6 protein-coding genes, 2 pseudogenes and 1 riboswitch are annotated in these 7615 nt (G+C 71.8%); of the genes and pseudogenes, 5 read left to right on the top strand and 3 right to left on the bottom strand.

The window, feature by feature from the left end:
* The first annotated feature begins 100 nt into the window (after window positions 1-100).
* Window positions 101-217: riboswitch (SAM riboswitch) on the top strand.
* Between the two features lie 162 nt (window positions 218-379).
* On the top strand, window positions 380-1762 hold the full coding sequence (locus ABZ281_RS29155; RefSeq protein ID WP_356660215.1) for an aminotransferase class V-fold PLP-dependent enzyme: 1383 nt from the start codon (window positions 380-382) through the stop codon (window positions 1760-1762).
* Here ABZ281_RS29155 and ABZ281_RS29150 read toward each other — a convergent pair.
* The 3 genes and pseudogenes from ABZ281_RS29150 to ABZ281_RS29140 all read right to left on the bottom strand — a co-directional run.
* Window positions 1717-2534 (bottom strand): annotated as a pseudogene (locus ABZ281_RS29150) (glycerate kinase); the annotation flags it as partial. The gene ABZ281_RS29155 and the pseudogene ABZ281_RS29150 overlap by 46 nt on opposite strands.
* 150 nt (window positions 2535-2684) lie before the next feature.
* A complete protein-coding gene (locus ABZ281_RS29145) occupies window positions 2685-2966 on the bottom strand; it encodes an Lrp/AsnC ligand binding domain-containing protein (protein WP_030848030.1) in 282 nt (93 codons plus the stop codon).
* Entirely contained in the window at window positions 2963-3715 is a 753-nt protein-coding gene (locus ABZ281_RS29140; protein ID WP_356660213.1) for a rhomboid family intramembrane serine protease, read from the bottom strand. Before ABZ281_RS29140 ends, ABZ281_RS29145 begins: the two co-directional genes overlap by 4 nt.
* Window positions 3716-3874: 159 nt before the next feature.
* On the opposite strand from ABZ281_RS29140, the gene ABZ281_RS29135 reads away from it, so the two are divergent.
* From ABZ281_RS29135 to ABZ281_RS29120, 4 genes and pseudogenes are all read left to right on the top strand, one after another.
* Entirely contained in the window at window positions 3875-4114 is a 240-nt protein-coding gene (locus ABZ281_RS29135) for a hypothetical protein (RefSeq protein WP_003989675.1), read from the top strand.
* Window positions 4115-4159: 45 nt separating this feature from the next.
* Window positions 4160-5509, top strand: coding sequence for an NYN domain-containing protein (locus tag ABZ281_RS29130; RefSeq protein ID WP_356660211.1), 1350 nt, complete (start codon window positions 4160-4162; stop codon window positions 5507-5509).
* A 245-nt stretch (window positions 5510-5754) separates the two neighbouring features.
* Window positions 5755-6795 carry an NlpC/P60 family protein gene (locus tag ABZ281_RS29125; protein WP_356660209.1) on the top strand — a complete coding sequence of 347 codons (1041 nt, stop codon included), beginning with the start codon at window positions 5755-5757 and terminating at the stop codon, window positions 6793-6795.
* 213 nt (window positions 6796-7008) lie between these two features.
* Window positions 7009-7615: pseudogene (locus ABZ281_RS29120) on the top strand (hypothetical protein); the annotation flags it as partial.

The following is a 7615-nucleotide window of genomic DNA, read 5'->3' as shown; positions in this document are numbered from 1 at the left end:
GCTGGGTGGCCGCGAGCAACAGGTAGGCAACCACGGACGGCGTCCCGCGATCCGGACTCGGGTTGCGGGGCGCCGATCTTTTCGCGTACGTTCCTGATCAGGTCATGAGTGACAGTCATGAGGCCCCGGCCGACTGTCCGGCAACCCTCCGTCCGTGGCGGGGTGCCCCGGGTGAAGACCGGGCCGCAGGCAGCGAGGTCTGCGGCAAGCGCGGACCCCTCGCGATACCAGGGGTCCTGGTCGTCGAGGAGTTCTCCCGTGAATCAGCGAATGCGATAGGGCCGCAGAGCCCCGCCTCCGCATCCCCCTTCCTTCACCCCCCGCTTGTAGCCGTACCGGCTCGCGGGCGGATCCCCCCTGCCCTCACGGGAGTTCACCCATGTCCGTCTCCACCCTTGCCGTCGCCCCGTCCGTATGTGCCCCGCTGCCCGTTCTGGGACGGAACGTCACCGTGCCGCTCGTGACCGGAGGCGAGGTCACGTACGCCGCCCTCGACTACGCCGCCAGCACCCCGGCGCTCCAGCGGGTCTGGGACGACGTCGCCGCCTACGCGCCGTACTACGGCAGCGTCCACCGCGGGGCCGGGTACCTCTCCCAGCTCTCCACCGACCTGTTCGAGAACGCCCGCCGGACCGTCGCGGAGTTTCTCGACTGCCGCGAGGGCGACCAGGTCGTGTTCACCCGGTCGACCACCGACTCCCTCAACCTCCTGGCCGCCGCGCTCCCCGCCGGCTGCCGGGTCTTCGTCTTCGAGACCGAGCACCACGCCTCGCTGCTGCCGTGGCGCAGCGCCCAGGTCACCTACCTAGACGCCCCGCGCAGCCCCCGCGAGGCCGTCGAGACCCTGGAGCGCGCCCTCGCCGACCGCACTGTGTCGATCGAGGGGGGCCACGGGCCGGCCCTCGTGTGCGTCACCGGCGCCTCGAACGTCACCGGTGAGCTGTGGCCCGTACGGGAGCTCGCGGCGGCCGCGCACGCCCACGGTGCGCGGATCGTGCTGGACGCCGCGCAGCTGGCCCCGCACCACGAGGTGTCCGTCGCCGACCTCGACGTCGACTGGGTCGCCTTCTCCGGGCACAAGCTGTACGCGCCCTTCGGCTCGGGCGTCCTGGCCGGGCGGGCCGACTGGCTGCGCGCGGCCGAGCCGTACCTCGCGGGCGGCGGCGCCAGCCGCAAGGTCGGCCGGCGGGAGGACGGGGGAGTGGACGTGCAGTGGCACGACAGCGCCGCCCGCCACGAGGCCGGTTCGCCCAACGTCATCGGCGCCTACGCCCTCGCGTCGGCCTGCAAGGCGCTGACCGAGGCCGGCTTCGACACCCTGGTGGCCCGTGAGCAGTACCTGGTCCGCACGGTGCGGGAGGGGCTGGCCGACATTCCCCGGGTGCGGTTCCTGTCCCTCTTCGGGGACGACGCACCACGGGTCGGGGTGCTCTCCTTCGTCGTCGAGGGCTGGAACAGCTCCCACTTCGCCGCCGCCCTGTCCGCCGAGTACGGCATCGGCGTACGGGACGGGCTGTTCTGCGCCCACCCGCTGCTGCGCACCCTGCTCGGCAGCGACCCGCAGGACCAGGGGGAGTGCGGGTCGCCCGAGGCCGCGCCCGGCGAGAAGTCACTGAACGCCATCCGGGTCAGCTTCGGCGCGGGCACGCCGGACGAGCACGTGGAGCGGTTCGTGCGGGCGGTGAAGGAACTCGTGGCGGACGGCGCGAAGTGGAACTACCGCACCGAGGACGGTCGCTGCGTGCCGGACACCTCCGCCTGAGCCGGCAGACGGCTGCCCAGGACGATCATCCGCAGGGCGCGTTCGGCGGCGTCCGTGAGCAGTTCGCGCACGCGGCAGGGCCTCGGCCGGCTCCATCGGGGCGGGCAGGATGCCGTGGCAGGCTTCCACGCCCGGCACACCTCGCCCGCGCCCTCGCCGAGCGTGCCTGCCAGGGCCAGCACCGGGCGGCCGTAGCGCCTGTCCCGGCGGGCCGCCTCGGCCGGGGCCTTGCCGCGCGGCGTCTGGTGGTCCAGGGCGCCCTCGGCGGTGACGACCAGGTCGGCACGGGCCAGCCGCGCGTCCAGGCCGAGGTGGTCCAGCAGCACGTCGAAGCGGGGGAGCAGACGGGCGCCCAGGGCGGCCGGGCCCGCTCCCAGATCGCCGGAGGCTCTGGTGCCGGGCCCGGAGCGCAGGTCGCCGTCCGGCACGGCGGCATCACGGGTGAGGACGAACGCCCAGCTCTCCAGGGCCTCCGACAGCTCCTCCACCTGCGCGGGCGTCGCACCCTTCTGGGGTCCGAAGACCCGCGCCACGCCGCGCCCGCCGCACAGTACGTGGTACGGATTGCGGGCGATGAGCAGCTCGACGTCCGCGAGGCGGGGGTCCCAGGCCCCTCGGGTCGATGCGGTGCAGCCGGGTCAGCTCGCGCCCGCCCCCATGCCAGGTCCCGGCCGTTCTCGTCGAGCAGCCGGCCGCCCAGGGCCTGGAGTGCGCCCGCGCCCCCGTCCGGGGTGCCCGAGTCGCCGCAGCCGACGAGGATTCGCCGGACGCCGGACGCCGGACGCCGGACGCCGGACGCCGCGGACAGGGCCGCCATCCGGCGAGAGAGAACCATGCGCCCGATCCCGCGGACGGGACCCGGCCGGCAGCATGAATCCCGGATGAAGAACTCTTCATCCGGGGCCCGGCAGGCCGGACGGTCTCAGTTGTCCAGCCCGATCGAGAACGCCGCTTCCAGGTCGTGCTGCGAGTACGTACGGAACGCCACGTGCGTGTCCGTCCCCTCCACCCCGGGGATCTTGCTGATCCGGCCCGGGATGACCTCGGCCAGGTCCTCGTGCTCCTTCACCCGCACCATCGCGATCAGGTCGTAGGTGCCCGTGACGGAGAAGACCTCGCTGACGCTGTCCAGCGCCGCGATCGACTCGGCGATCTCGGGGATCCGGTCCACGCTGGTCTTGATGAGGACGATCGCGGTGATCACGGCTGGTTCTCTCCCTCGGGGGCCGGAGCAGGGGCGGCCTTCACTCTAGTAGGGCTGGTGGGGCGCCCGTAGCGGACCGACGCATAGCCGAAGCCCAGACCGAATCCGATCAGGTGGGCGAGGTAGGCCACCCCCGGCCCGTCCGGGGCCCGCCCCGCCGCCAGCCATTGCAGCGCCGCCCAGAACGGCAGCACGAACCACGCCGGGAAGCGCACCGGCAGGAAGAAGAGGAACGGCAGGAGACTGGTCACCCGGGCCCGGGGGAACAGGTACAGGAACGCACCGAGGACCGCCGAGATCGCCCCCGAGGCGCCGACCAGGGACTGCTCGGAGTCCGCGTTGACGACGGCGTAGCCCAGCAGGGCAAGGTAGCCGCAGCCGACGTAGAACAGGGTGAACTGCACCCGGCCCATCCGCTCCTCGGTCATCGCCCCGAAGACGTAGAGGAAGAGCATGTTGCCGAGCAGGTGGACCCAGCTGCCGTGGACGAAGAGCGCGGTCGCGGGGGTGAGGGCCGGCCTCCCGGACCCCTCGAACAACTCTGCGGGGATCACGCCCCAGCGCCGGAAGTAGGCCCGCTGCACGGCGAGCAGCTCGTCGCCCGTGCCGTACGCCGGGTTCAGGCCCGATGCGGGTCCGGCCAGGAAGGCCAGGCAGCACAGGGCGATCAGGGTGTACGTCACCGGCGCCGACGCCCCCCCGACCGATCTGCCGGCCCGGACGATCGACGCACTCCACTTGCGGATCATGAATACAGAGCATGACGTAACCGGACGCAACCGCACAGACCGCCTCGCCGCCGTGGACACGCGGGCGGCGGGTACCCGCCAGGCCGTAGGGTTACGGACCACACGCACCGGGGATGCCGGTCGCGTCGCGGACACTAGAAGGAAAGAGAACAGGTCACGATGACGGTTCCCCTGCCGACCGCCGAGACGCGTTGGCGCTGCACCCTCTGCGGAAACCTCACGAGGTTCGACGTGACCCGCTCGTCGAAGGTCGTCGAGTACGTCCACCTCGACCTGGCCGGAGAGCCGAAGGTCGAGGAGCGCGAGGTCCTCAGTGAGACCATCGAGTCGGTGCGCTGCCGCTGGTGTAACGCGGTGGACCAGGTGGAACTCGTGGACAGGCCGGGCGCCGGCTCCTGAGGACGGGGGTCCCGGGCAGGGCCCGCACGGATTGGGGTGTGACGGATGGTGGAGACCACGGGCGGGGAGCCGGGCGACGGCGCCGCCGAGGTGCTCGACCGTCCGCTGCCCGACGGCGTGCGCCGCAGGGTGGTGCAGATCGTCTCCGACGGCTTCGGTTCGCTGACGATCGGCGAGCTGCCCGCGCAGCTCAGGCAGTACTCCCGGTTCGCCCCGAACCGCCGGGCGAAGTTCGCCGGCAACGCGATGGCGGCCGCGCTGGAGACCGATCCGCTGTTCCGGCAGCGCATCGGGGAGAAGCTCAGAGAGACCCAGCCGGAGCTGACCGGCGCCCTCGACTCAGGCTCCCCGCCTCCGGCCGCGGACCCGCTCGATGTGGCGGCCGCGGCCTACGTACTGCGGCCCCTCGGTTGGGTGAAGCTCGTGACCGCCGCCGGTGAGGAGGCCCAGCGGGCCGACGCCGAGCGCGCCGACGAGGAGAGCCGGGCCGAGCTGGAGCGGCTGCGCGCCGAGCTCGACCGGGCCCGTGACCACACCCGGGCCGAGTCCGAGCGGCTGCGCACGGAGCTGGAATCGGCCAAGAAGGAAACCGAGTCGCTGCACCGCAAGCTGCGTGCCGCCCTCAGTGACGTCAAGCGCGGCGAGGCCGCCCTGCGCAAGGCGCAGGGACAGATCGAGGCCATCCGTGCCGAGGGGCAGGCACAGGTCTCCGCCGCCGAGAGCGAGACCCGGCGCCTCAAGTCCCGGCTGGGCGAGAGCGAGGCGGCCCTGGAGGCCGCGCGCCGGGCCGCCCGCGAGGGCCGCAGCGTCGAGGACATGCGGGTCCGGCTGCTGCTGGACACCCTGCTGGACGCGACCCAGGGGCTCCGCCGCGAACTGGCCCTGCCCCCGGTGTCGGTGCGGCCCGCCGAGACCGTCGACGCCGTCGAGCCGGGCCGGATGACCCCCAAGGACATCGCCGCCCGCGCCCTGTCGGAGGACGACCCGCAGGTCCTGGACCAGCTGCTGGCGCTGCCGCAGGCCCACCTGGTCGTCGACGGCTACAACGTCACCAAGACCGGCTATCCGCAGATGCCGCTGGAGAAGCAGCGCCTGCGGCTGCTCGGGCAGCTCTCCCAACTGGCCGCGCAGAGCGGCGCCGAGGTGACCTGCGTCTTCGACGGCGCCGAGCTGGTCGCACCGGTGCTGCTGGCTCCGCCGCGCGGGGTGCGCGTGCTGTTCTCGAAGCCGGGCGTCACCGCCGACGAGCTCATCCGCCAGCTGGTGCGCGCGGAACCGCCGGGCCGCCCGGTCATCGTGGCGTCCACCGACCGTGAGGTCGCCGACGGCGTGGCCCGGGCCGGCGCCCGCCCGGTCGCCTCCGCGATGCTGCTCAGGCGGCTTTCACGGGCTTAGGGGCCTTATGCGCCATGCGTAACCTCCGGGCGTGATGCCCGAATTGGTGGGACCTGTGAGCCACGGTGCGTCAAGTGAGTCTCACCGCCTGTGAGTCCAGAGGAAAAGATGGTCTACCGTGACGCATTTTTTCATCTGAGGATTTGAACTGATCACAGGAAGGTCACTAGGGTCGGGCCGAACCTCCGCTCGGGTGATCACTCATCGGGAGAGACGGCGGAGGGGCCAGAAGGAGCTTTTCACCCGTGGCGTCCCACCGTCGTCCCAAGCAGCCGAGCCGAGCACGTGTGACCGTGCTGACCACCGCCGCCGCCGCTGCCGTCGCCTTCAGCTCGCAGGCCGCCAACGCGGCCCCCAGTGAGAAGCCGAGCAAGGACGAGGTCAAGACCAAGGTCGACAAGCTCTACGAAGAGGCGGAGCACGCCACCGAGAAGTACAACGGGGCCAAGGAGAAGCAGGAGAAGCTCCAGAAGGAGATCTCCACCATCCAGGACAACGTCGCCCGCGGCCAGGAGGAGCTCAACGAGCTGCGCGACAGCCTGGGACTCGCCGCCGCGTCGCAGTACCGCACCGGCTCCATCGATCCCTCCGTCCAGTTGTTCCTCTCCGCGAACCCCGAGGACTACCTCGACAAGGCCTCCACGCTCGACCAGTTGAGCAGCCAGCAGGTCGAGGCGCTGAAGAAGGTCCAGGAGAAGCAGCGCGAACTGGCGCAGCAGCGCGCCGAGGCCTCCGAGAAGCTCAAGGACCTCGCCTCCACCCGGACCGAACTCGGCAAGAAGAAGAAGGAAGTCCAGGGCAAGCTCTCCTCCGCGCAGAAGCTCCTCAACACCCTCACCGCCGCGGAGAAGGCGCAGCTGAAGGAGGAGGAGAACCGCGCCAGCCGGGCCGCCGAGCGCGATGCCCTCACCGCCGACGCCCCGCCCGGCTCGGGCCGCGCCGCGTCCGCCTTCGCCTTCGCTCAGAGCCAGCTCGGCAAGCCCTACGTCTACGGCGCCACCGGCATGAGCTCCTACGACTGCTCCGGCCTCACCTCCCGGGCCTACGCCTCCGCCGGCATGCAGATCCCGCGCACCTCCGAAGCGCAGGCCCAGATCGGCACCAAGATCTACTCCACCAGCCAGCTCAAGGTCGGCGACCTGGTCTTCTTCTTCAACGACCTGCACCACGTCGGCCTCTACGCCGGCAACGGGCAGATCATCCACGCCCCGCGCACCGGCACCGTCGTCCGCTACGAGTCGATGAGCACCATCGGCGGCCCGTTCATGTTCGGCGTCCGGGTCTGAGGAACGGCTCCCGGAGCCTTCAAGATCAGGACACGGTGTCCGCCGTTCGGGCGAATCACGACGGCCCCGAGTGAGCCCACGCCCCGCCATTGACCTGCGTCAGCGGCGGGGCGCAGTGCTGGATACCCACGGATGGTCGTTGGCGGCCTCCTGCCGCGGGGCTACTGTCTGCCGCGTTCCAAGTGTCCGCCAGCGGAAGGAGAGCGGCTTCCCGTGGGGTCCCATCGCCGCCTTGCACCGTCCGGGTTCGACCGGGGCGCCAGTGCCGCGGTCAGCATCCTGTCCGTCACGGCCGCCGCCCTGGGCGCGGTACCGGCCGCCGCCGCACCGTACGACGACACCCGGGCCACGGTGGACCGCCTCTACGAGCAGGCAGAGAAGGCCACCGAGGCGTACAACGAGGCCGATGAGCGTGCCGACGAGCTGCGTGCCGAGGTCCGCACCGTCCGGGACCGCATCGCCCGCCAGCAGGAGCGCGTCAACTCCATGCGGGAGTCCCTCGGTTCACTCGCCGGCGCCCAGTACCGCTCGGGCGGCATCGACCCGTCCCTCGCCCTGCTCTTCTCCGACGACCCGGACGACTACCTCGACCACGCGTCCCGGCTCGACCGTCTCACCGCCCGCCAGGCCGGTGAGCTGAGGGAACTCCGGGGCGCCATGCGCCAACTCGCCCAGGACCGCGAGGAGGCCGCCGGGAAGCTCCGCGAACTGGAGACGAGCCGCAAGGCCGTGGCCGCCCACAAGAAGACCGTCGAGCACAAGCTCGCCACGGCCCGGCGGCTGCTCAACTCCCTGCCGGACGCCGAGCGCGACGCCTACG

This window comes from Streptomyces sp. NPDC006265 (genome assembly GCF_040613555.1).
Classification (GTDB): Bacteria; Actinomycetota; Actinomycetes; order Streptomycetales; family Streptomycetaceae; genus Streptomyces.
Note: the sequence above shows the minus strand (reverse complement) of the source record. Positions and strands in the feature narration are given on the sequence as shown.

Bases quoted from the DNA above. Each gene is read 5' to 3' on its own strand.
- ABZ281_RS29130 (WP_356660211.1), top strand. From the start codon at position 4,160: ATGGTGGAGACCACGGGCGGGGAGCCGGGCGACGGCGCCGCCGAGGTG.
- ABZ281_RS29140 (WP_356660213.1), bottom strand. From the start codon at position 3,715: ATGATCCGCAAGTGGAGTGCGTCGATCGTCCGGGCCGGCAGATCGGTC.
- ABZ281_RS29135 (WP_003989675.1), top strand. From the start codon at position 3,875: ATGACGGTTCCCCTGCCGACCGCCGAGACGCGTTGGCGCTGCACCCTC.
- ABZ281_RS29155 (WP_356660215.1), top strand. From the start codon at position 380: ATGTCCGTCTCCACCCTTGCCGTCGCCCCGTCCGTATGTGCCCCGCTG.